Here is a 21,421-nt window from a genome sequence, read left to right as displayed (position 1 = left end):
CTATATAATATCTAATAACTCAGGCACAAAGGAGGCTACAAGATGAGTACATTTGAGTCAAACAGCGAGCCATCTCCTCCCAACCATCTAGCGGACGAGGAACAGGAAAACGATATTCAGGATAGCGGGGAAGATGATAGCGGGGAAGATGAGGAGGACATTATTCCCTCCAGATTCTCCATAGCAGTTTCTCGAATTGATTTTGATGTAGCGGGTCTAGTTAGACGCCTGGAAAGCGAAGACGTATTTATTCCCGACTTCCAGCGTGCTTATGTCTGGAAACCAAAACAAGCATCGCGTTTTATAGAATCACTCTTGCTTGGTCTGCCAGTTCCCGGCATATTTCTAGCAAAAGAGCGAGAAACAAAAAAACTGCTGGTGATTGATGGTCAGCAAAGATTACGTAGCCTTTTATATTTCTATCAAGGCAAGTTTCTCAACAGTAAGCACTCGTTTGCTCTGAAAGGGGTTCATACAGAATTTGAGAAGGAGACATATAAATCACTGAAAGACGCATACCGACGCCAGTTAGATGACTCGGTTGTATCGGCTACAGTTGTCGATCCACTTTATGCAAACGACGAGAGTAGTATTTACTATATCTTTGAAAGGCTGAATACCGGAGGTACTATCCTTAAACCGCAGGAAATTCGTGCTTGCATCTATCACGGCGAACTCAATAATTTGCTAAGGGAACTAAATAAAAATATAGCGTGGCGTGAGATATTTGGTCCCCCAGACAAAAACGGGAAAGATCAAGAACTTATTTTACGATTCCTGGCTTTTTACTTCGGGGGAAATGATTATAAGCCTTCTCTAAAAGAATTTCTCAATCTATACATGAGGCAAAACAGACACCTGACCCGCCAATCAAAAGAACAAATAATAAAGGCATTTATCCCAACGATTGAATTGCTCCATAAATGTCTTGGCAATAAAGCTTTCAAGCCTCAAAAATTATTGATTCCTACTTACTTTGAAGCCGTAATGGTAGTTACGACCCGCAGGTTAGAACAAGGCAAAATTAATAATCTTGAACAACTGGGGGAACGCTATAAATCACTAACAGAAGATGATAATTTTATTGGAGTAGCTCAAAAAGTACGCAATCTTACTAGCCAAGATAATGTTAGGAAGAGGTTAGAAATTGCGTCCTATTATTTAGAAAATGTAGAATAGTAAGTATTGCATAAAAGTAGCGTTAATTATGATTAGAGATTCCTGTGTTTCAGCTCTAACCTCTCGCTATCAATTAGCCACAAATTCTATATAAGTGCAATACAGCACTTGATTACCCACCTAATAGAACTTGCGCTGATTAGGGCTGTTAAATATATTGTAAGTTAAGATAGCAGTAGGTTTACGAGTGGCGCACTCGCCCTAACCCAATATGAAATCAACGCTCACTTCTAAATCGGGAAAAGCCAGCGGCGCAACTTGTTGACCGCGCCAAAACTTGAGCATTAAACTATAACCGTTGGGGCCGGGATGAGGGTAGACTTCCAAACAATTTTCAACTAAATCTACCAGCCAAACTTCTTGAATTAGCGATCGCGCGTAAATGGATACTTTCACATCTCTGTCATAATCAACCGTACTATCTGAAACCTCAACTAACAGCAAAACTTCAGACGGTACTGGATGGGCTGTGGCGTAGTAGTCGGCGCGAGGTTGCAGCAATACAACATCCGGTTGAGGTTCAGTCCGCTCAGTCAACTGGATAGGGTCTTGGACGCCCAGAGTGGCACGCTCTTCTGGAATGAGGCTGAAGCGCCTGGTGAGACGCTTAACAGAACTTGCATGACGAGTACCAATTGCAGCCATTTTAACAATCTCTCCTTCTATGAGTTCTACCCGATCGCCCTCGGAGAGAATACCAGCCTCAGTCATCAAATGATATTCTTTTACTGTAAATAACCGTTTTTGAAGCTGAACAGACATATAACTATTCTCCTCGTTTGCAGCTTACCTAAATTTACCATAAAAAAAACCGCCCCAAACGGAGCGGAAAAAAGAGGAAAAATTTAGATGACAAACCGTAGAGAAAAAGCATTTAAATGCCCGCTATCAAGTCGGTTTAAATACTCTCAATAACTGTAGGGATGGTTCATCGCCAATTATTAATACAGTTGAATTTGAGTGTGGTTGCAAAAGTTTAGCTCGATATACAGGCAACATATTCTCATCCATTGCCAACTTAAAACTAGAGCTTGCCTCCCGATTCCCTGACACTTATGAATTTTGAAGAACCGGATTTTGACTGAGTTTAAGTCTCTTTTTCGGCAGAGTCAATTTTGTCTGTATCCTGTTTTAATTCTGATACAATTGCGCCTCTATCGCGCCAAGCTTCGGCATTTTCTGGTTTGATGGCAATAGCTCGATCGTAAGCTGCCATTGCTTCCTCATACCGCTTTAATTCAGACAAGACTATCCCCAGATGACGCCAAGCATCGTAGGAGTCTGGCTTAATAGCAATCACTTTCTCATATGCTGCGATCGCTTCTTCATGGCGCTGCAATTTTGCCAAAGATTCGCCTTTACCAAACCAAGCTTCGTAACACTCGGAATTAAGGGTAATTGCTGATTCGTAAGAGGCAATTGCTGCTTCGTGCTGCGACAGTTTGTCGAAAGCTGCGCCTCTGTTGTGCCACACTTCAAAATCCTGCGGTTTAAGGGCTATTGCTTTGTCGTAGGATTCGATTGATTCTTGATATCGCTGCATTTTTCCGAGCACAGCGGCTCTATTGTACCAAACTTCGTATTTGTCGGGCCGGATGCCGATCGCCCGATCGTAAGAATCAATAGCATCACTGTAGCGGAGCAGTCTCCACAGCATATTGCCTCGATTGTACCAAGTTTCATATCTCTTGGAATTGAGTTCAAGAGCGCGATCGTAAGAATCAACTGCTGCTGCGTACTGCTGTACTTTGGCCAGCATCGCACCTCGGTTGTGCCAAATTTCGCTGTCGGTTGCTTTGATAGCGAGGGCGCGATCGTAACTGGCGATCGCTTCTTCGTAATGCTGCAATTGACCCAACAAAGCCGCTATACTGTGCCAACAACCGTATTTTCGAGATTCGCTCGAACTTGCTCGCTCGTAACAGGCGATCGCCTCTTCGTACCTGTGCAATTTTCCCAGCAAATGCGCTTTATTATACCATGCTTCGTAGTTATCCGGTTTAATTAATATTGCTTGGTCGTAACAGGCGAGTGCTTCTTCCAGGCGCTGCAATCTTACTAACACATTTCCGCGCCAATACCAAGCCTCATTCAAAAATTTATTCGCTAAAACAGCTTTTTCCAAACACACTAATGCTTCATCATAATTGCCTTCAAAATAAAGCCCTTCAGCTTGCTTGATATAATCGTCAGCAATCAAATTTTCGTTGCTAGCAGGTACCGTGGGCGAATTTTGGGAATTGTTTAAGGGCGGTTGAGGTGCGACTTTGAGAGCTTCTTTGGCAACAACTGCGGGAACTTGGGAAATTTCTTGAACAATTTGAGATTTTTTCTCGTCAACTTCTGTCCGCAAAACTTGCAGGTGCATGATAAATTGCGATTTGAGAGTCTCAATTTGCTCGACGGAAGATTTGGAAAGTTCCGTTTCTCTAGTTAAAAAATCAATAGATTGTTTAGCGGCACTCATTTGCGCTTCTAATTCATTCCTCAACTTTTGAGTCAGTTGGCTAGAATTTATGAGTTCTGATTCCAGTACACCAATGCCTTGCAATCGTTTATTGGCATCAGCAACCAAGTGTTTGATGATCAGCCGTCGCATCATCCAAAAAAAGGCAATTGTCACTGGTGGAAATACGGTACCAAGAATTAGTAAAATATTGAGCAGAGTTATGGTACTATTAAAACCGTATCCAGATTCAGAACTGCCACTAGACGGGGAGATAAAAGCGAAAGCCTCGCGAACTTGAGGATTGGTTTCAACCCCGGTTTCGATTAATTTAGCCAGCCAGGTTTCTTGTAAAGATTTTGTTAGTTCATCGCCGGATGCAGCAGGAGTATTCGCCTTGGTTTTTGCAGTAGATACATCGGGTTGAGCGGCCGCTACCAGCAAACCTGTCGGCGATTTTACAGCAATTCGCGGGGAAAATTGTTCGTAGGCGATCGTCTCAGGCTCGCTAATTGACTCAGCCCGACGGGATAGGGTAGTATTTGGGAAAAATTGTTCGTGGGCGATCGTCTCAGGCTCACTAATTGACTCAGCCCGACGCGATACGGTAGTATTTGGGGAAAATTGTTCGTGGGCGATCGTCTCAGGCTCGCTAATTGACTCAGGCCGACGCGATTCAGTATTATTTACCGCATCAACAAAGTTGCTAGCCTGCGGTGTCTCAGGAGAAATAGGATGTGCAGCAGGATTGGCGCTAGTATTAGCAGTTAAATTGTGGGATGCGAGGGCAGCCAGAGTCAGGAGAGCTACATTTGAGACGCGCATAAACGTCAACTCATTTAGGAGAAATTAGTGCTTGGTTGTCAGCGATCGGGCGATCGACCTCATCGTCTCAGCAGTTAGAATAGCTGACATGAGGAATGCTGACTTACTATCTCCAAAATACGCGCGGAGTCTAACTTTTCAGGAAAACTGCCAGTAATTCTGGCTGGGGAACTTTGGTGCAAGAATATATTCTCGCGCCTGATGCGGTTGGATAACTCTCGGAATTATCATGAGGCTGGTAGGGCGGGGTTCACCAATCTGCACGATTAGCCAACTCTCCGGGTGAACCCCCTCCAACCGACCCGATTTTTAACTCTAAACCCCAGCTAAAACCGCTTCCGGCTGCTGATGTTCAACCGCCACTTCCTCTAAATCAGCGCCAAAAATTTCACAGCTATTATTCGGACTTTCAATCAGCTTAATCTTGTGCAACTCTGCGCCCAATTCCCGAACGGGCGATCGCAATAATTGCCCGATCCGAACAGCAATATTCTCCGCAGTCGGCACAACGTTCTCAAAATAAGCAATATCCTTATTTAAAAAAGTGTGATCGAAAGGTTCAACAACATAATCGTCAACGGCTTTTTGCAAAGCTCCCAAATCAGCAATCATGCCAGTCCGCGCATCAATTTCCCCTTTAACAGTCACCTCTAAATGATAGTTGTGACCGTGACCGTTGGGACGAGCACATTTGCCGTAAATCTCCGAGTTTTCTTCAAAGCTCAAATCGGGACGAGCCAACCGATGGGCGGCGCTAAAATGAGTGGACAAAGTTAGATAAGCTTCCATTCCGTTTCCTAAATATTCAGCCCAAAGTTCGGGATGTTCAAATAATTGAATTTTGCTCACAGGCAAATGAGGGGCTAGCCGCAGCCAAATTTGCCGTGCTATGTTTTCCGTAGTTGGCAGAGTCTGCTCAAATTCCGGCCACGCTTCGTTAAGGTAGGAAAAATCGAGATCCTTGATAACTTCCCGCTTGATGACGTGCTTGACATCAGACAGGTTGAGCACCATGCCGTACTCGTCGAGTTCGCCTATCATGGAAACGTAAAGGACGTAATTGTGTCCGTGTCCCGGTGCGCGGGCAGTTGGGCCAAACCGCTCAAAGTTCTCGGCTTCGCTTAACTCCGGCAGCCAGTACCGGTGACTCGCCGAAAACTGTGCCCGACGATTGATGATGCACTGCATAAAAGTCAAGTAGGGTAAGCTTGTTAAGTTCTGTAAAGGACTCGCTTCTTAAGGATAAACTAATTTTTGCTGGAATTTTTCGATTATTTGAGGGTGCTGCAAATGAATTTCTACAAATTTTCCAAATATTGGCCACAAGTCGCCGATCGATCGCGCCGCCGGGCCCATTTTACGCCACAACACAGATATCTGGCAGAAAATACCGCTACAAAATACTTTTTCGCCATCAGTTGCTAACCCATCAGTTACGAGTCTTTGAGAGAGTGGGTGAAGCTGAGCTATTCCCAAGGGAAGCGACTTTTTTGCCACACAGGACACTCCACAGTTCGAGTTTTTCGCCTAAGCTCTGCAATAGTTAGCCGTTGGCAGTTCAGTTGCGCTCAAAACTAATCACCCATTACCCATTACCAAATATTAATGAATTCGATTACTGCAGGAGCCGATCGCTTTTTTGAACATTTTTCGGGTGCGATGACAACCCCGCTATTCTATATCGGGGACACTCATCTGTCCATTAGTGCGATCGTCAAACTGATAATCTTAGCTATATTTGCCTTCATTATAGCTAAGATTATCAGTGAAGGAATCAAGCGCAGCCTGCTAGTTAGGATGGGATTGAATCGCGGCAGTCGAGAAGCAATTTCCACCATCATTAGCTATATTTTAGCAACGCTTGGCTGTATATTCGTCCTGCAAGGTTCCGGCATCAACCTCACTTCTCTCGCGGTCTTAGCTGGCGTTGTCGGCATTGGTTTCGGCTTCGGCTTGCAAAATCTCGCCAGCAACTTTATCAGCGGTCTCACCCTGCTATTTGAGCACCAAATTAGAGTCGGAGACTTTATTGAAATAGACAATTTATTAGGAACAGTAGAAACAATTTCTATCCGCTCTACAATTATTAAAACAATTGACGGTCTATTTGTAATTATACCAAATATTAAGTTTGTCGAAACTAACATTATTAACTGGAGTTACAAAGACCCCAGATGCCGCATCCACATCCCCGTCGGTGTTGCTTACGGATCAGACCCCGTAATAGTTACGGAAGCGCTGTTAATTGCGGCGCGGATGGAATCGAATGTTCTGTCCCATCCTTCTCCTAAAGTATGGTTTCACGGTTTTGGAGATAATGCTTTAAATTTTGAACTTTTAGTTTGGATTGACCAGCCACAGGAAAGCGATGCTATTAAAAGCGCGGTAAATTTTTTAATAGATTACGAATTGCGCCACCGAAATATCGAAATTCCCTTTCCCCAACGCGATTTGTGGCTGCGAAATCCGCAAGAGTTAACTCAACTTTTTCCCAATAACAAAGACGATAATTCCAACGGGAAAGTTTTTCCGCAGAATGCCAAACATTCAGCAGAGTTAAAATCTAATTCCACCGTTTCGGAACCTAAAAATCCAGCGCCTAAATCCCCCAATAATTGGACGCTGCGAGATTTGTTGCGGCGAGTAACTTATTTTGAACAGTGTACGGATTTAGAACTGCGACAGCTAATTGAATACGGCTACCGACAACTGTTTCCAGCGGGACAGGTGGTATGTAAAGAAAATGACCCTGGCGACTCTTTTTATATTATTCTTTCAGGTACTGTAGAAGTTCTTTCTCAAAAAGCCGATCAGTATATTGCTACGCTTCACGAGGGCGAGTTTTTTGGGGAAATATCTTTGCTATTGGGTACTCCGAGAACGGCGACTGTTAAAACTAGCGAAGATGCAATTTTGTTTGTAGTGGAACGCCACGATTTACAAAAACTTTTAAGAGAACAACCGAATTTAGCCGATCAGATTGCTCAAAAATTGTCGGAACGCCAGCAAGCTTTGAGAGATTTGGGGTTGTTAGATGGCGACTCTCTGGGACAAACTCCTTTTATTAAAATTCGCAAGCGAATTCAAGTTCTTTTTGGGATTTGATACGGGAAGGAAGAAGGAAGAAGGAAGAGGAGAAAATCGGCTTTTTTATTTAATTTTTAATTCTACGCGTGCTTCCCGACGCGGTGGCGGTAAGGTGCGCAGTGCGCACCCTACAGATAGTCTCTGTGCGTTCAGGAATGTAACAAATAACAAACAACAAACAACTTATCCGCTAACTTTTAATTTTTAATTCATCCTGCGCTTCCCGCCGCAGTCTAGCGGCAATTCTAAACAGTTCTTGACCAGTGTGCAAGTGGCGATCGTCATAATTGAGGGTAAATAAATACAATTCTTCTATGCCGTCTCCGACTTGATTGATACAGTAGTAGAGATGGGCGGCAACTCCGGCTACATTAGATGGATTGGGCATTGATGTAAGAAAGTTATGAGCTTTTTTGAGAAACTCGCGGCTGGTTTCGATATAAAGTTGAAACTTTTCTATCAGTTCGTCATCAAACGGATCTGCTGACAATTCGTCTATTTCTTTTTTAAGTGGCTTCAAGATGCTGTTGAGCATTCTATTGACTGGTTTGTATACTTTAATTAGCCACTGTTCCATTAGTTCATCCGCCTCCCTTGCTGTTTGTTTTTGCTGGCGGCTGACGTTTGGTGTGCTGGGTGATTGCTGTTGAGTTTCCTGGGAAAGTTGGCGATCGTAAGATTGTCTGTGCTGGGCGTCTCCTAATATTTCATAGGCTGCATTGAGGCGGACAATCTCTTCGTGACCCGCTGTGTCGCTCTGGCTGTCTGGGTGAAATAATTTGACTAAACGGCGGTATGCTTGTTTAATCTCGGCTTGGGTTGCGGTTGGGCTAATTTTTAGGGTTTTGTAGTGATTGATAACGGAAGACACGCTGTTATTTCCTTGAAATCTGGATAATCTGTGACAAAGTGCTTGACAAAAATATCATTTTTTGCTAAGTTTTTAAGTATTTATATGATATAAATGTCAAAAATTGTAAGTAAAAAACCTCAGTTTTCAACTTATCATAAATCTATTTTAGAAAAACATTGAGGCTTTGGAAGTGGTAAGCCGATCGACATTGAGGACTCCTATAGTGCTCCTCCCGCCAACATTTAGCTGCTTCTTGTCTTTTCTCTTCCTTCGCCACAAGACCGCTCAGCGCCCGCTTCGTTAACACGCCCAAAGCACTTCAAAAACAACCCCCTTGACAAATTCAGCATCGATCGCGATCGAGGGAGTTACAACCTATGCCAATTCTTTAAACTCAAAAGCCAAGCAGGGCGTACAATGTACGCCCTGCTATCAGTTTCTGCTACTTGAGCCGGAGGCTAGCCTAGTTGAGGGTCATCGCCATATTGAGTTCTGGATCTTGGAACAAGGGAGTGCTCAGATAGCGTTCGCCGAAGCTAGGCTGAATCATCACAATCAATTTCCCTGCATTTTCGGGGCGCTTGCCGACTTTCACAGCCGCACATAGTGCCGCACCGCTGGAAATACCGGACAAAAGTCCTTCTTCTCTGGCCAAGCGACGGCTGTAAGCGATCGCCTCGTCATCCGTAACAACTATAATTTCGTCGATCGAATCCACATTCAGCACGGGTGGCACAAAACCAGCACCGATACCTTGAATTTTGTGAGGCCCAGGCTTTCCGCCCGACAGTATCTGACTATTGGCCGGCTCAACGGCGATCGCCTTAAACTCGGGTTTCCTGGACTTAATCACCTCTGCCACACCCGTAATCGTACCGCCAGTGCCGACTCCCGAAATCAGGAAATCCACCTCGCCGTCTGTATCTTCCCAAATTTCCTCAGCCGTTGTGGAACGGTGAACCTGCGGGTTCGCTGGATTCCGAAACTGCTGCAACATATACGCATTGGGAGTTTTGTCCACAATCTCTTGAGCGCGGCGGATGCAGCCGCTCATGCCCTCAATTCCCGGAGTAAGTTCTAGTTGGGCTCCGTAAGCTCGCAGCATCGATCGGCGTTCCGTGCTCATCGTATCCGGCATCGTCAAAATCAACTGGTAGCCCTTAGCCGCCGCCACCATTGCCAGAGCAATTCCAGTATTGCCAGAAGTCGGTTCAACTAAAACCGTTTTGCCTGGACTAATCAGCCCTTCGGCCTCTGCTTGATTGACCATATTGACACCGATGCGATCTTTCACCGATGCTGCCGGATTCATGCCTTCGAGTTTTACCACAATCCGAGCCACGCAGCCTTCAGCTTGGGGAATGCGGTTGAGTTGCACCAAGGGCGTCCGCCCTACTAATTCTGTAATGTCGCCAGCAATACGCATAATCTTTGTCAGTTTGTGGTTGAAAGTAAATGTTAATTCCTAGTTGGCAATATTTTAACTAGATGTAATACATGATATCGAGCTGCCGTCTGCCATTGCGCTTTTCGCACAGATCCTGTAGCGTATATTTTTGCAAAACTGAGTTGGCAATCGATCGAGCTTCTTGCCAAACTTCCCAAATCACCGCACTTTCTACAGTTTGAGCAGGCGAGTCTTTTTCAGAGCGATCGAACTCTGAGCCTTCGAGACAGTTGATAATTTCTAGGAGTGTAATTTTCCAGGGTTCCCTCGCCAAGATATAACCTCCCTTAGCTCCTCGCTGGCTGCGAATCAGCCCGCAGCGTCTCATGGTAGCCAACAACTGCTCTAAATATCGATCGGGAATATTTTGCTGAGCCGCTATCTGGCGAATTTGCAGAGGCTCGCCTTCTTCGTAGCAATCGGCAAGCTCCAGCAAAGCTAAGATTGCGTATTCGCTTTTACAGGAGAGTTCTACCATAATTGCTTCCAATACCAGAATTATCAACTCCGAAGTCAGATGTTAAAATTCTCCTCAATGTTGAGTTCCAAATTCTAACTCCTAACTTTACCTTTTATTATACCCCGGTTTTCCACTGAACTTAATCGACTTTCATCACTTGATCGTTGGGAAGCACCGCAGTCTCGCTTCTGTGAAACCCAGTTTCTCGTTTCGACTTCCTCCCCTTCCACGACCGCATTACCTCAAGAAACCTGGTTTCTGCGTCTATGACTGATAATTTTAAATTTTTAATAGATTGTCGGCGCCCTATTCATCCGGCCAACAAAAAAGCCCTGCAGCAGACAGGGCTAAACTTGGCCTTTAGAGTTGCCAGCAGAGAGGATATGACCCCCCTGCCTCCTCTAACCCACTCTTAGAACGTGAAAGTAGTTCTGAGAGTACCAATAATGATGTCGTCGTTCTGGTCATTTTGATTGGGATTAGTTACCCAAATCACGCCCGGAGTTACAGAAATGTTGTCCGAGAGCTGAAACTTGTAGAACCCTTCGACGTGATAGGAATCATCGTTGCGGAAGCTCCGCAAACTGCTTGCAGCTTCAAGTTTATCCAAGTAAGGCTCACGACCTACCACGAACCCTAGCAAGTTGCCTTCTTTCCCTAAATCAGGCAAAGCCAAGGTGACAGCGTAGTTCCAAATTCTCGCATCGCCGATGCCTAGAATGCGGGCATTGGTTAAACCTGCCCAGCCACCAAGGATAAATCTCGGGCTCAGCCGCAACGAAGCCTGAGCACCGTAGGAGTTGCTGACAACTTTGCGAGCGCGGAAGCCATCAAAGCCTTCGTTCAAACCGTTGAGAGAATTAGCCACGCCGGTACCCGTGAAACCGCCGGGGACGCTGGCCCCGAAACCGTTGTCAAACCCAAAGTTACCTCTGTTAAAGTAACCGTGGTTGTAGTTGAAAGCAACTTGCAAGTTGCGTCCGGGGGTAAAAGTCAACTGACCCATCGCCGTGTAGTCGCCGTTCGTCAAGCCTGCACCCCTAGCCGGACTGGCTGCATTTGACGCCAAATAGCCAAAGGACAAAGAAGTTGGGCCGAACACGCCGCCCAGCAAGCCCCTGCCGCCGAAGGCATAGTCAAAGCCAATACCTGCGCCACCGCCCAAGCGGTAGATGGGGTTGCGCTGTCCAAAGGCACTCAGTGATCCGTTGCCACCGTCAAAGTCTTCAAAGTAAGGGTTGACAGTCGGCATAATGTCGTCCCACACAACATTGTTTGCTGCAAGGGTAACGTTCAGTCGCTGACCGACGGGGAACTTATATAGCAAGGTGTCGAGGGCAACAACGTTGTCGGTTCTGCCGACTACGTTCCAAGTTTGAGTGCCTTCGCTTGTAGCCCCAAGGTTGAAGTTGCCACCGTTGCCGACTTGAAGCCTGGTCAGCAGCAAGTCTCTGCCGGTGAAGCTAGTGTTTAAATTCAGACGCACCCGCTGTTGGAAGACAGCTTCGTTGTTGTCGCTGCCAATTCTTCTTTCGTCTGTGCCAAACAAGCCAACGTTACCACCAAAGTCATCGCTGAGGGCAAAAATTGCTTCCCCAGTCAGCTTGGTAGTGGTGGAGAATTGGTTGGCTTCGAGTTCGGATGTCCGAGCTTCCAGAGCATCGACGCGACCGCGCAGGGTTGCCAGTTCCGCTGCAAATTCTTCTTGGAGCCGTTGGAGGGCTGCCAAGTCATCTCTCGTAGCGAAGTTGCCCGTGCCGCCTCTAATTAGCTCGCTCACCTTGTCTAAGCAAGCATTTAAACCGGCTGCGAATTCGTAGCGAGTCATTGCCCGGTTGCCGCGGAAGGTGCCGTCGGGATAACCAGCAATACAGCCGTAGCGCTCGACTAGGGATTGCAGTGCTTGGAATGCCCAGTCTGTGGGCCGCACGTCGGAAAGTTGAGATACTGAGGTCACTTGACCTTGAGTTTCGCCACTGGCAGCACCTTCGCTGCTGTACTCGTTGAGCTGTTCTAATGTGGCGGCTGGGTTTTGCTCTTGTGGTGCGGCAGTTTGGGCTAAAGATTCAGCCGGTTGTGGCAAACTTTGTTCTGCCGACTCTGCCACTGCCGGGGCTGGAGTTTCTAATTGAACTGCACCGATTTGCTCTGGGAGAGCGGTAGCTGCCGGGGCTGGAATTTCTACTTGGGCTGCAGGGGCAGAATTTTCTACTGGTTGAGCGACTGTTGGCTCAACTGCGGCTAAAGATTCACTTGTAGGTTGTGATGCCGCTTGGGGCTCTGCCTCAGCAGGGGCTGTGTTGGCTCCGACGATCGCACTTTCAGTTGCAGCCGTGGCCAAATCTGCCACCGCTGCCTGGGTTTCGCTGCCAGCGACTTGGGAAATTTCTTCTACTGGCTCGGAGGCGGCAGTTGTTTCGGAAACAGCAGCTAAAGCATTTAGTTTCGCTTCGGAGGTTTCAGCGGTTTCAGCTTTTGCGACAGCGGGATTGACCGCATCAGCAGCTTGCTGAGCGTCTGCTGCCATCGCGCTCGAAGAAACTACTAGGGTAGCTCCTAAGACTGCTGGGCTGATTAGTAAGTAACTCCACAAAAATTTCGACATATTCACTCTCATCCTCACACCGATTACAGAGAAACTTTTCTAGTCTTCTATGTGGTCAGTCGTTGCTCAACTAGCATACTCTAAAAAGAGACCTAAAATTCACTTTTTCTTTGGATTCTTTTGGGCTGACCGAGTATATAGATGTGACTGACGGCTGCATAAAGCCTGTTTTTAAACCTTTACTCAACGGCGTCAAAACCATACCCGGCTTGGGCTGTGGATTGATTTGACTGCTGACACTAGACAGCACCCGATTGCCTATTTACTTTTTAGCACAGCACGCCCGACTCGTCTAGGCTGATTCGACTTTAACATCCAAGCTGTGTCCGAGAACGCTAAAGACTTGGCGGTGATCGAACAGTTCTAACAAATCGGCGTTGATTTTATTGTGAGCTGCTTCTTGCCGCAAAATTTTCATCGCTGCCTCTGTTCGCAGAGCTCGCTTATAGGGGCGATCGCCTGCTGTCAGGGCGTCGTAAATATCGGCGATCGTCATCAATTGTGCTTGAATTGGAATTTCTGACTTGTTTAAACCTCGCGGATAGCCTGTGCCGTCGAGTTTTTCGTGATGCCCGTAGGCAATGTCTGGAACATTTTTCAAATCCTTTGTCCAAGGAATTTGTTTCAGAAACTCGTAAGTGTGAGTTACGTGAAATTCTATTGCCGATCGTTCTTCCGGCGTCAGGTTGCCCCTCGATACCATCAATTGCAAGATCTCGTCTGGGTTCAGCAAAGGTTTCTTTGCCCCATCTATATCTCTGTAAGTTTGTCGAGAAATCTCTCGCAGTTGAGCTAGGGGTTCGGCTGCCAAAATGTGAGGCTCGTTTGCCTCTAGCAGCACTTCCCAGTATTCTGCTAATCTGGTTTTCGCCTCTGCTAGCTTAGTGTCTAGCTGTTCGATTTCCCGGCATTGAGCGCACTCTGGCTCCTGGCTAGGGTGTTTTCGGTAGGCTGAATGCTCCAGCAAGTATTTATATTTAGACTGGACGCATTCCATTTCCATCGTCCGCTGAGCTAAGCCAAAGCGGTGGCGAATGATTTCTAGCTGTGCGGGGTAGAGCTTTTTCTGTTTGGTCAAAACTGCTTCGGGCACTCCAATTTTGCCAAAATCGTGCAGCAGGGCGGCGTAGCGAAGTTCTTGAATTTGGCGGTTGTTAAAGTAAATAGAGCGCAGTCCTCCGCTGCTGACGGTGTTTACTTCTTCTGAAAGGCGTACTGTCAGGGCTGCTACTCGTTCTGAATGGCCGTAGGTACAGGGGTCTCTGGCTTCTATGACTTGCACCGAGGCTTTGACGAAGCCCTCGAACAAGTGTTCTATGCTGTCTTGGAGTTGATTTCGCTCGATCGAGATTGCTGCTTGAGAGGCGAGCGATCGAACTATCCTTTCTTCCCACTCCGAATACTGCTGCGTCGATTCCCAGGCATTGTCTGCTGTCAGCACCGTATCTGCCTTTGTTTTGCGGTTGATCAGTTGCAGTACACCTATTGTCTCTCCCTGTCGGTTTTGCATCGGCAGTACCATTACCGAGCAAGTGCGGTAATCAATATCCCTGTCAAAACTGGTATCTAGCCGATAGGGTACGCCGACGGGTAAGTCGTAGGCATCAGACAGGTTCAAACTTTGACCTGTAATTGCCACGTATCCCGCCAAGCTTTTGTCTGTCAGTGGCAGGGCAAACTCTTTAAACGACAGTCTCGGTTTAGAAGCGTTTTGGGCTACCTTGAAAAGCAGCTTAGATTTTTCGTCGCTGTGATCTACTAAGTAAACGCTGCCAGCATCGCTGTATGTAATTTCCCTACTTTTGGATAAAATTAAGTTTAACAAGTCGCCCAAATCTTGGGCGCTCGACAGAGCCGCGCCAATATCTAAAAGCTTTTCTATGAGATCGGTTTTTTCGGCAGCAGACTCGTTCTTGAACTCTGGCTTTTCAAATACGATCATGGTCGGATGATGGGGAATAGCCTTTTATACATTGGACTTTTGACATCTCGACTTTTGACACCTGGTTCTAACCCCGAGTCGATTTTTTATTTGCCAGCTTTCCGCGATCGGGGACTGTCGCTAGATGCAGTGGCTCTGGTTGCAACGGGAAGTCTTTTAATCTAGCCTTGAAATCTCTTGGGCGAGCGCAAAGTCTTTCTCAGTTAAGCCTCCGGCATCGTGAGTTGTCAAGTTAAGTGTAACTTTGTTGTAGGAAATTTCTATATCGGGGTGATGTGCTGCTGCTTCTGAGGGGGCGACCAACTTATTCACAAAGGCGATCGCTTCGATAAAATCTTTAAATAAACGGGTAGAGCGCAGTTGTTTACCTTCAATTGTCCAACCTGACAATTGACTGGCGCGCTCTTGAATTTCAGTATTGTTAATTAGCTCAGCCATAATTTTTTTTCTTTGGGATTAGCAATGGCAGATTAACTGCCCACGTGTAGAAACCCTTACCAAAAACTATCCGCTCTCACCAATAGTGTTTAGTCTCAAGTTTTAATACTCAAGATTTAACACTATTTTAGGTGAGAGCGGTCTAGCGGGTCTTCAGATTAGAACCTGACTGCCGGGAGAATCCCTAGCTCAGCCTGGTTCCCCGTGGAAGTCGTTTCCCGTTGGAGACGACGGCTGACTGCTAGTGAGCGGCCCCGGCGCACAGCCGGTAGTTTCCAATCTGATGACCCATGCGTTTACTACTTTCTATCATGGGCATCACCTCCAGGTTTAGCTAAATGGCTTTATATTTGAACGCACATCACCTAAATACAAGATTTAAGGTGATGATTTGTGCGCTAGCCATTGCCAGCGTTACCAGAAGAACTTGCGTTCTGAGTATCATTCCAGTAGTCACAATTATTAGAATAACACAAAGAATTAGAAGTGGGGGGATGCAAATTGAGATTTTTGCAAGAGTGGGGGAAATTACTGCTGCTGCAAGCTCTTTGATCGATCTCTACAGCAAGCGGGCGATTGTAGTTTTAGCCATTTGTCTCTATTTTCTTCAAACTCCGGGCTGTGCGGTTATCAGGTTCATTGCAACTCTGGCCGCTGGGAAAGGCCACTCGATTTCTTGCCCGATAGGAGAGTTCACGAGATATAAAGACACAAGTTGTTCTAGCTACAGGTAGAGTTGGTTTTTGTAAAAAATCAACTTTTTTTAGGGCGCTAATTCGATCGACTCCTGGAAACAAAAAGCTCCTGCCTGGTGGCGGGAGCTTTTTAAGCATTAAGGGTAAAGCCTAAACTGCTTTATCTTACCCTTTTAAAATGTTGGAAATTTTGATATTTCGCAATGATTACAGAGCGTTACCGCGAGGCAGAACTTCTTCAGGGAAGATGAAGTTTTCGTGAGGTTGGTCAGTAGGAGCCATCCAAGCACGAATGCCTTCGTTAAGCAGAATGTTCTTAGTGTAGAACGTTTCAAACTCAGGATCTTCAGCAGCACGTAATTCTTGTGATACGAAGTCATAGGCGCGCAGGTTTAATGCTAAACCGACGATGCCAATGGAGCTCATCCACAAGCCTGTGACAGGTACGAACAGCATGAAGAAGTGCAACCAGCGTTTGTTGGAGAAGGCAATTCCGAAGATTTGCGACCAAAAACGGTTGGCTGTCACCATCGAGTAGGTTTCTTCTGACTGAGTTGGGTTGAAGGCGCGGAAGGTGTTTGAGCCTTCGCCGTCTTCAAACAAGGTGTTTTCTACGGTTGCACCGTGGATGGCGCACAACAGCGCGCCGCCCAAGATGCCTGCAACGCCCATCATGTGGAACGGGTTGAGCGTCCAGTTGTGGAAGCCTTGCAGGAATAACAAAAAGCGGAAAATTGCTGCGACGCCGAAACTGGGGGCGAAGAACCAGCCTGATTGACCCAAGGGGTAAAGCAGGAACACCGACACAAACACGGCGATGGGGCCGGTGAATGCTAGGGCGTTGTAGGGACGGATGCCTACCAAACGGGCGATTTCAATCTGACGCAGGCAAAAGCCGATCAGTGCGAAGGCACCGTGGAGGGCTACGAATGTCCACAGCCCACCGAGTTGGAACCAGCGGGTGAAGTCCCACTGTGCTTCGGGGCCCCACAGGAACAGTAGGGAGTGTCCGAGGCTGTTGGCTGGGGTGGAGACTGCTACGGTGAGGAAGTTGGCTCCTTCGAGGTAGGAGCTTGCCAAACCGTGGGTGTACCAGGATGTGACGAAGGTGGTGCCTGTTAACCAGCCACCGATGGCTAGGTAGGCGCAGGGGAATAGCAGGATGCCAGACCAGCCTACGAAGACGAAGCGATCGCGTTTGAGCCAGTCGTCGAGGACATCAAATATGCCTCTTTCGGTCTGGGCGCGTCCGACTGCGATTGTCATTTACGCAAATCTCCAAATGGATATAATTACAACGGATCTGTCTCTAGTCATTAGTCTCTAACCGTTGCCTCTGCTTAGCAGAAAACAAGTTGGATTATGAACAGAGTTTACTTTTCTTTACCGTATTGACGATTATAGAGGTAATTCTTTACAAGAGCAAGTTTTTATTAAAAAACTTCCGACTTTTGACTTTTGACTTGTGCGAAGTCCCCGAAGCCCTTGAAGTCCCCGAAGTCTTTGCCCTGCATTTGGGAACTTCTACTATATAGGAGTCTCTGCGCTTTGCGTCAGAAGCCCGGTGGCTTGGTAGATATATCGGCCTCAACCTCTTATTTTTCTAAGAAACTGGGTTTCCGTGGGTAAGTCCTATATATATACTGAGGATAGAGCTCCAAACTTAGGTTTTTAAGACTATATGTTCAGCATTGACATCATTGTGAAAAATACGCCCGTCTCGCTGTCGGTGCAGCGGAAGTTGGAGGAGGACGCTGAGACTGTTTACCAGCAGGTACTGGCGGCGATTCGCAACTCCCAACCGCAAATTTTGGAACTCACCTGCGAGAAAAATCCTGAGAAAAAGGTGGCTGTACTCAGCAGCGAGATTTCTGGGGTGGTGGTTTCTCAGAAATCGGGGGCGTCATCTACAGGCAGATCCCCTGGTTTTGTCTCGATGACAGCAGAATGAGGGCTGGGGGTGTTGGTGCCGATATGAGCCAGTCAGCCGTTGCTGTGCGGGATTTGGGTTTTTGCTGGCCGTCGGGCGATCGAGTGTTGCAAGGTTGCTCTCTGGATGTACCGAAGGGCGAGTTTTGGATGCTTTTGGGCACTAACGGCAGCGGCAAGTCTACGCTGTTGAGGCTGATGGCTGGGCTGCTGCACCCCCAGTCGGGGGAAATTGACCTCGGCGGGCGGGTGGGTTTTGTGTTCCAAAACCCGGATCACCAGTTGGTGATGCCGACGGTGGGTGCGGATGTGGCTTTTGGTTTGGTGGAGGAAAAGCTTTCTAACGTTCAGGTGCGGGAGAGGGTGGCGGAGGCTTTGGAGGCTGTGAATTTGCTGGATTTGCAGCGGCGGCCGATTTATGCTTTGAGTGGGGGGCAGAAGCAGCGAATTGCCCTGGCTGGGGCGATCGCCCGTCACTGCGAAATTCTGCTGTTGGATGAACCGACGGCTTTGTTAGATCCTGATTCTCAGTTGGATTTGGTGGCGGCGGTGCAGCGGTTGGTGAAAAATCGCGGGATTACGGCTTTGTGGGTGACTCACCGTTTGGATGAGTTGAATTATTGTGATGGGGCTTTTTTGTTGGAAAAGGGCCAAGTTGTCGATCGGGGAGATCCGGCGCGTTTGAAGCAGCGGTTGATGCAAAGCCAAGATGTTTAGCCCTCAAGCAATGCTTGAATTAAGTCATTCGGCGATTGAAATCGCTTCTACAAAAACGAAGTCTGCCTCCGCAGACGAAGAGAATGGCTGCACGCCAAATCAATCTCGCAATCCTCGATCGCGCAACCAAGCATCTGCCCAAATTGTATCGGCTTCTGACAGCGGTGGTATGACTTCCCAGTTGCGATAATCTATCTTCAGGTCGTAACTTGCTATGTCGTAAATTTGAGTGAATAATTCCTGCAAATTGATTATAGGTTCGGTATCGCCCGCTCGCAGTGGCAAAGGAAAGGCAGGCAGCGGGTTTTGCAGGTTAAAAGCATACAAATCTGCTCTGGGACGGCGATTTCCCCGACATACCAAAACGCTATAGTGGCTTTCAATGTCATTGCCAATAACTGGCATTTTTTGACCGCGCCGCAATAAATCTATTTCAATTAAATGAGTGCGACTGGATAAAATTTCTTCTCGCTTTTCTTCGTACATTTGTCGTCCTTTTCCTGTGCGCTTATTGCTAGGTGAGAGGATTTCAATCAGGGTGATTAATTCTTGGTTTCCTCTTTCTCTAATTTCTAAATAGCCTTCCCGAACCTGGTAGGGCATGGGAATATTTACTGTCAAGGGTTGTGTTGGTGGCGCTGCAACGGCTACGTTTGATGTGATTAATTCGGTTGTGGTTCTTGGCTGAATTACGTTTACATCAGGAATGCCAATTGATAAATTGTCGTCAGAGGTTTCATACATTCTCACTTCAACAGACACTAAATACTTAGGACGTAGTTGCGGAGATAATAATCTGGCAATTTCAATAATTAGCCAGTGGTGTAGGGCAGGCCAGAGTTCAGGATGCTCTAAATACGGGTCCATACCGGGAAAGGGAGATGGCATTGATTTGACTCCTTGACTTAAGTCTATTTACAGTTTAGCAATGTTGTTTTGGGAAAATTAAGGTCGATCGCACTTCCTGTGAAATAGAATAATTCCTATTTGTGGAAGGGCGATCGCACTTGTTAACGGTTACACTTCGATCGACAATTGTGTTTGAATTGGAACGCTGTTTTCATCTAAGACAGACAGCGCATTTACGAAAACAATTGTATGCGGGACTGCGGGCATTAAGCGGGGCAGTGCTTTGAGGTAAGATTCGGCATCGGGGCGGCGGCTGAAACGGGCGACTGTTAACCGCTGACAGTTGGGGAGGTGGCGAATTATGCACCAAGGTTGAAGTCGATCGCGATATGTCGGTTGTTTTGGTATCATAGGAAAATCCTTCCCACTTTTGTGGGTGGTGAATGAAAGGCGATCGCTCTAGATTTCTCAGGTCGGAGGGCGATCGCTGTTAACTGTATATTCATTAAATTACGAGTAGTCGTAATTGTCAAGGGCGGAATGGGACGAATTAGACTGCGAGTTCGAGAACTTGCTCAAGAGAAGGGTTGGACTCTCAGGGAAGTCTCCAACAGAACGGGTATTCCATACACTACGATCGCCACCTATGCCAGTTCTCCAGGTATGGCAACTGTTGACTACACGGCTTTGGACAAGATGGCTCGTGCTTTTGAGATTGCGATCGAGGATTTAGTGGAAATTCTGGAACAGTAAACTGATTTATCAGTGGGAAGATGGGATTAATTCGGTTGCGAGTTCGAGAACTAGCTGAGGAAAAGGGTTGGACGCTGAAAGAAGTCTCTGACAGAACGGGAATTCCCTACAGCACGGTTAAAAAATACGCCCAAGCTCCCAAAATGGCAACGGTGGACTATACGGCTTTGCAGAAACTTGCTGAAGTCTTCGATGTGATGGTGGAAGATTTGGTTGAGGTTTTGGAACGGTAAACTAATTTGTCAGCCGGAAGATGGGTCTAATTCGATTGCGGGTTCGAGAACTAGCCGAAGACAAGGGTTGGACATTAAAAAAGTTTCTGAGCGATCGGGAATTCCTTACAGTACGGTTAGAAGTTATGCCCATTCTCCCAAACTCGCAACTGTAGACTATACAGCTTTGAATAAGATGGCTCGCGTGTTTGATATTGCGATCGAAGATTTAGTGGAGATTTTGGAAGAGTAGGCTGATTTTTTGCTGGGAATATGGGACGAATTAGACTGCGAGTTCGAGAATTTACTCAAGAGAAGGGTTGGACTCTCAGGGAAGTCTCCAACAGAACGGGTATTCCATATACCACGATCGCCACCTATGCCAATTCTTCAGGCATGGCGACTGTAGACTACACAGCATTGGACAAGATGGCCCGTGCGTTCGATATTGCGATCGAAGATTTAGTTGAAATTTTGGAACAATAAACTGATTTGTCAGCGGGAAGATGGGGTTAATTCGATTGCGAGTTCGAGAACTAGCTGAGGAAAAGGGTTGAACCCTCAAAGAAGTTTCCGAGAGAACGGGTATTCCGTACAGCACGGTCAAAAATTACGCGCAAGCTCCTAAACTGGCAACAGTGGACTACACGGCTTTGCAGAAACTTGCTGCTGTATTCGATTTGATGATCGAAGATTTGGTTGAGGTTTTGGAACAATAAACTGATTTGTCAGCGGGAAATGGGTTTAATTAGGTTGCTAACAAAGGAGGACACGGCAATGCCGTTTCCCGACCCCAAAATAATCATGAGCCTTCGATGAGAAATGTAACCATCGCCCAATTAATAATAGGGACACGGCATTGCCGTGTCCTGAATCACTTTAAACATCAGTTTCTTCAGATTGCGTGCTGAATGCTTTAATAATTTGGCGAATCTCCCCTACTTCAATATCTTGCTGATCCGACTTTGAGTAAATGTCTAATAA

21 protein-coding genes and 2 pseudogenes are annotated in these 21,421 nt (G+C 46.6%); 10 read left to right on the top strand and 13 right to left on the bottom strand.

Annotated elements, in window-relative coordinates; all coding sequences use genetic code 11:
- Positions 1-42 precede the first annotated feature (42 nt).
- Entirely contained in the window at positions 43-1,179 is a 1,137-nt protein-coding gene (locus QUB77_RS07065) for a DUF262 domain-containing protein (protein WP_333172380.1), read from the top strand.
- A gap of 201 nt (positions 1,180-1,380) precedes the next feature.
- Here the strand turns inward: QUB77_RS07065 and QUB77_RS07060 are convergent, their stop codons facing one another.
- From QUB77_RS07060 to QUB77_RS07045, 4 genes are all read right to left on the bottom strand, one after another.
- Positions 1,381-1,941 (bottom strand): Uma2 family endonuclease, encoded by a 561-nt coding sequence (locus tag QUB77_RS07060; protein WP_333172382.1) that lies wholly within the window; start codon positions 1,939-1,941, stop codon positions 1,381-1,383.
- A gap of 325 nt (positions 1,942-2,266) precedes the next feature.
- Positions 2,267-4,450: a tetratricopeptide repeat protein gene (locus QUB77_RS07055; protein WP_333172384.1), complete on the bottom strand. Its 2,184-nt coding sequence runs from the start codon at positions 4,448-4,450 to the stop codon at positions 2,267-2,269.
- Positions 4,451-4,765: 315 nt separating this feature from the next.
- Complete coding sequence (locus tag QUB77_RS07050) at positions 4,766-5,638, bottom strand: 6-carboxytetrahydropterin synthase (RefSeq protein ID WP_333040804.1); 873 nt, start codon at positions 5,636-5,638, stop codon at positions 4,766-4,768.
- Positions 5,639-5,686: 48 nt separating this feature from the next.
- Positions 5,687-5,947: a hypothetical protein gene (locus tag QUB77_RS07045; RefSeq protein WP_333172386.1), complete on the bottom strand. Its 261-nt coding sequence runs from the start codon at positions 5,945-5,947 to the stop codon at positions 5,687-5,689.
- Positions 5,948-6,055: 108 nt separating this feature from the next.
- Between QUB77_RS07045 and QUB77_RS07040 the strand changes: the two genes are divergently transcribed.
- Entirely contained in the window at positions 6,056-7,555 is a 1,500-nt protein-coding gene (locus QUB77_RS07040) for a cyclic nucleotide-binding domain-containing protein (RefSeq protein WP_333172388.1), read from the top strand.
- A gap of 172 nt (positions 7,556-7,727) precedes the next feature.
- Here the strand turns inward: QUB77_RS07040 and QUB77_RS07035 are convergent, their stop codons facing one another.
- The 7 genes from QUB77_RS07035 to psbD form a co-directional block, all read right to left on the bottom strand.
- Positions 7,728-8,408 (bottom strand): J domain-containing protein, encoded by a 681-nt coding sequence (locus QUB77_RS07035; RefSeq protein ID WP_333172390.1) that lies wholly within the window; start codon positions 8,406-8,408, stop codon positions 7,728-7,730.
- Between the two features lie 445 nt (positions 8,409-8,853).
- A complete protein-coding gene (gene cysK / locus QUB77_RS07030; RefSeq protein WP_333322880.1) occupies positions 8,854-9,816 on the bottom strand; it encodes a cysteine synthase A in 963 nt (320 codons plus the stop codon).
- A 58-nt stretch (positions 9,817-9,874) separates the two neighbouring features.
- Positions 9,875-10,315 carry an Rrf2 family transcriptional regulator gene (locus QUB77_RS07025; RefSeq protein WP_242716025.1) on the bottom strand — a complete coding sequence of 147 codons (441 nt, stop codon included), beginning with the start codon at positions 10,313-10,315 and terminating at the stop codon, positions 9,875-9,877.
- Positions 10,316-10,709: 394 nt separating this feature from the next.
- Positions 10,710-12,902 (bottom strand): iron uptake porin, encoded by a 2,193-nt coding sequence (locus QUB77_RS07020; RefSeq protein ID WP_333322878.1) that lies wholly within the window; start codon positions 12,900-12,902, stop codon positions 10,710-10,712.
- 292 nt (positions 12,903-13,194) lie between these two features.
- Positions 13,195-14,844 (bottom strand): HD domain-containing phosphohydrolase, encoded by a 1,650-nt coding sequence (locus QUB77_RS07015; protein ID WP_333322876.1) that lies wholly within the window; start codon positions 14,842-14,844, stop codon positions 13,195-13,197.
- 156 nt (positions 14,845-15,000) lie between these two features.
- Entirely contained in the window at positions 15,001-15,282 is a 282-nt protein-coding gene (locus QUB77_RS07010) for a 4a-hydroxytetrahydrobiopterin dehydratase (RefSeq protein WP_333322874.1), read from the bottom strand.
- 902 nt (positions 15,283-16,184) lie between these two features.
- Positions 16,185-17,243 (bottom strand): photosystem II D2 protein (photosystem q(a) protein), encoded by a 1,059-nt coding sequence (gene psbD, locus QUB77_RS07005; RefSeq protein ID WP_333055206.1) that lies wholly within the window; start codon positions 17,241-17,243, stop codon positions 16,185-16,187.
- Positions 17,244-17,332: 89 nt separating this feature from the next.
- Between psbD and QUB77_RS07000 the strand changes: the two genes are divergently transcribed.
- The 3 genes from QUB77_RS07000 to QUB77_RS06990 all read left to right on the top strand — a co-directional run bounded on the left by QUB77_RS07000 (position 17,333) and on the right by QUB77_RS06990 (position 18,623).
- Positions 17,333-17,512, top strand: coding sequence for a hypothetical protein (locus tag QUB77_RS07000; protein ID WP_333040787.1), 180 nt, complete (start codon positions 17,333-17,335; stop codon positions 17,510-17,512).
- Positions 17,513-17,658: 146 nt separating this feature from the next.
- The gene (locus tag QUB77_RS06995; RefSeq protein WP_190663726.1) at positions 17,659-17,928 is read left to right on the top strand and encodes a hypothetical protein; all 270 of its coding nucleotides are present in this window, start codon (positions 17,659-17,661) and stop codon (positions 17,926-17,928) included.
- 23 nt (positions 17,929-17,951) lie between these two features.
- Positions 17,952-18,623: an energy-coupling factor ABC transporter ATP-binding protein gene (locus QUB77_RS06990; RefSeq protein WP_281363590.1), complete on the top strand. Its 672-nt coding sequence runs from the start codon at positions 17,952-17,954 to the stop codon at positions 18,621-18,623.
- 99 nt (positions 18,624-18,722) lie between these two features.
- Here the strand turns inward: QUB77_RS06990 and QUB77_RS06985 are convergent, their stop codons facing one another.
- Both QUB77_RS06985 and QUB77_RS06980 read right to left on the bottom strand, forming a co-directional pair.
- Positions 18,723-19,511 carry a DUF4058 family protein gene (locus QUB77_RS06985; protein ID WP_333174580.1) on the bottom strand — a complete coding sequence of 263 codons (789 nt, stop codon included), beginning with the start codon at positions 19,509-19,511 and terminating at the stop codon, positions 18,723-18,725.
- 129 nt (positions 19,512-19,640) lie between these two features.
- Positions 19,641-19,883 carry a hypothetical protein gene (locus QUB77_RS06980; protein ID WP_333174582.1) on the bottom strand — a complete coding sequence of 81 codons (243 nt, stop codon included), beginning with the start codon at positions 19,881-19,883 and terminating at the stop codon, positions 19,641-19,643.
- 129 nt (positions 19,884-20,012) lie between these two features.
- On the opposite strand from QUB77_RS06980, the gene QUB77_RS06975 reads away from it, so the two are divergent.
- The 5 genes and pseudogenes from QUB77_RS06975 (at position 20,013) to QUB77_RS06955 (ending at position 21,156) form a co-directional block, all read left to right on the top strand.
- Positions 20,013-20,225 (top strand): helix-turn-helix transcriptional regulator, encoded by a 213-nt coding sequence (locus QUB77_RS06975; RefSeq protein WP_333174585.1) that lies wholly within the window; start codon positions 20,013-20,015, stop codon positions 20,223-20,225.
- 20 nt (positions 20,226-20,245) lie between these two features.
- Positions 20,246-20,458, top strand: coding sequence for a helix-turn-helix domain-containing protein (locus QUB77_RS06970; RefSeq protein ID WP_194063647.1), 213 nt, complete (start codon positions 20,246-20,248; stop codon positions 20,456-20,458).
- 20 nt (positions 20,459-20,478) lie between these two features.
- Positions 20,479-20,690, top strand: a pseudogene (locus tag QUB77_RS06965) (helix-turn-helix domain-containing protein).
- Between the two features lie 20 nt (positions 20,691-20,710).
- The gene (locus tag QUB77_RS06960; RefSeq protein ID WP_333174590.1) at positions 20,711-20,923 is read left to right on the top strand and encodes a helix-turn-helix transcriptional regulator; all 213 of its coding nucleotides are present in this window, start codon (positions 20,711-20,713) and stop codon (positions 20,921-20,923) included.
- 20 nt (positions 20,924-20,943) lie between these two features.
- Positions 20,944-21,156: pseudogene (locus tag QUB77_RS06955) on the top strand (helix-turn-helix domain-containing protein).
- Positions 21,157-21,421 lie beyond the last annotated feature (265 nt).

The organism is Microcoleus sp. AT9b-C3, assembly GCF_036705485.1.
Taxonomy (GTDB): domain Bacteria; phylum Cyanobacteriota; class Cyanobacteriia; order Cyanobacteriales; family Microcoleaceae; genus Microcoleus.
The sequence above is the reverse complement of the archived record's forward strand: the minus strand, read 5'-3'. Positions and strand labels throughout refer to the sequence as shown.